This is a genomic window from Streptomyces sp. URMC 124 (assembly GCF_051386455.1).
Classification (GTDB): Bacteria; Actinomycetota; Actinomycetes; order Streptomycetales; family Streptomycetaceae; genus Streptomyces.
This window is the reverse complement of sequence record NZ_JBPQTS010000320.1, coordinates 1-1,745: the sequence shown is the minus strand read 5'-3', so window position 1 is coordinate 1,745 and position 1,745 is coordinate 1. Positions and strand designations below refer to the sequence as shown.

Sequence of the window (1,745 nt, the reverse complement as noted above, 5' to 3'; positions counted from 1 at the left end):
CCCCTTTGCCCAGGCCCCCGCCCCCGTAGACGACGAAGGGAATCCCCACGCGTGAACGACCACCTCAACAACGACCTCGGCTGGATGCTGGACGAGGTCGTCAAGATGCCCGAAGCCCGGCACGCGATCCTCCTGTCCTCGGACGGCATGCTGCGCGCCCGTTCCCAGGGCATCGAGCGCGACGAGGCCGAGCGCCAGGCCGCGGCCCTCTCGGGCCTGCAGTCCATCAGCCGTTCCACCTCCGAGTTCTGCACCCACCAGGCGCAGCAGGAGAACCCGTGGCGGCAGACGCTCGTCGAGTTCGCCCACGGCTACGTGTTCCTCATCGCCGCGGGGCCGGGCGCCTACCTGGCCGTCTCCGCCACCGAGCACGTCGACATGGAGGCGGTCACGTACCGCATGCAGAAGCTCGTCGACCGGCTCGGCAAGGAGCTGACGAGCCCGCCCCGCGCGGACAACTGGCAGGGTTCGGGCGCCCCGGCATGACCCCGCCCACGCCGAGGCACGAGCGAGGGTTAGTGCGCCCGTACGTCGTCACCGACGGCCGCGCCCACCCGACCCGCAACACCTTCGACCTGGTCACCCTGGTCCTGGCCCAGTACGACCGGCCGCTTTCGGGGCTCAGCCCCGAAAAGCGCCGGCTCATGGAACTCTGCCTCGGCGGCCCCCTGTCGGTCGCCGAGATCGCCGGGCACCTCATGCTGCCCGTCAGCGTCACCAAGGTGCTGCTCGGCGACCTCGTCGACAGCGGCCACCTCATCACCCGGGCCCCCATCCCCTCGGCACAACTCCCCGAGGCCCAGATCCTGCAGGAGGTGCTGGATGGACTCCGTGCTCGCCTCTGAGCCGGCTTCCGCTCCCGACGGAGACCTCTACCTGCGCCGCACCGTGCGCACCGCCGCGAAACTCCTCGTCGTGGGCCACTTCGCGGTCGGCAAGACCACTTTCGTCGGCTCGCTGTCGGAGATCCGGCCGCTGCGCACCGAGGAGACCATGACCCAGGCCGGTGCGAGCGTCGACGACCTCGCCGGCATCGAGGGCAAGACGACCACCACGGTCGCCATGGACTTCGGGCGCCTCACCCTCAGCGACAGCCTCGTGCTCTACCTTTTCGGCGCGCCCGGACAGCAGCGCTTCACCCGCCTGTGGCAGGACATGACGCACGGCGCGCTGGGGGCGCTCGTCCTCGCCGACACCCGCCGCCTGGAGCAGTCCTTCGACGTCATGGGGCTGCTGGAGGAGCTCGGCCTGCCGTACGCGGTGGCCGTGAACCACTTCGACGGCGCGCCCGTGTACCCGGAGGAGGAGATCCGCGAGGCGCTCGACCTGCTCCCCGAGACCCCGCTGGTCACGTGCGACGCCCGCGACCGGGTCTCCTCGACGCGGGCGCTCATCGCCCTCGTGGAGTACCTGCAGCGGCGCAGCACCGTAGTACGGGAGCACGCGTGAACCACCGCCCCGCCGCGTGGGAACCCGCCGGGGACCCGACTCCCGGCGCCGCCACACCCCCACCGGGCTGCCCGGCCCACCAGGGGTCCACGTACCCGGGCGGCGCGGGCCGGGGCCCCGCCTACGCGGGATCCGGGCACGGGGGCCTTGAGTACCCGGGATCGGAGTACCCGGGATCGGAGTATCCGGGCTTCGCCCATTCCGGCCCGTCGCAGCAAGGCCCCATGCACCAGGCCCCTGCCCATCAGGCCCCTGCCCATCAGGCCCCTGCCCATCAGGCCCCCGCCCACCATGGC

Annotated in this window: 3 protein-coding genes; all 3 read left to right on the top strand. The window is 71.9% G+C overall.

Features of this window, described 5'->3' with window-relative positions; all coding sequences use genetic code 11:
* The first annotated feature begins 51 nt into the window (after positions 1–51).
* From ACSNOG_RS32670 to ACSNOG_RS32660, 3 genes are read left to right on the top strand one after another with little or no spacing between them, the layout of a single operon-like run.
* Positions 52–486, top strand: a complete 435-nt coding sequence (locus tag ACSNOG_RS32670) for a roadblock/LC7 domain-containing protein (protein WP_436756323.1) — start codon at positions 52–54, stop codon at positions 484–486.
* Entirely contained in the window at positions 483–845 is a 363-nt protein-coding gene (locus ACSNOG_RS32665) for a DUF742 domain-containing protein (protein WP_436756322.1), read from the top strand. The genes ACSNOG_RS32670 and ACSNOG_RS32665 overlap by 4 nt, the downstream gene beginning before the upstream one ends.
* Complete coding sequence (locus ACSNOG_RS32660) at positions 823–1,449, top strand: GTP-binding protein (protein ID WP_436756321.1); 627 nt, start codon at positions 823–825, stop codon at positions 1,447–1,449. Before ACSNOG_RS32665 ends, ACSNOG_RS32660 begins: the two co-directional genes overlap by 23 nt.
* The last annotated feature ends 296 nt before the right edge of the window (positions 1,450–1,745 follow it).

Bases quoted from the DNA above. Each gene is read 5' to 3' on its own strand.
- ACSNOG_RS32665 (WP_436756322.1), top strand. From the start codon at position 483: ATGACCCCGCCCACGCCGAGGCACGAGCGAGGGTTAGTGCGCCCGTAC.
- ACSNOG_RS32660 (WP_436756321.1), top strand. From the start codon at position 823: ATGGACTCCGTGCTCGCCTCTGAGCCGGCTTCCGCTCCCGACGGAGAC.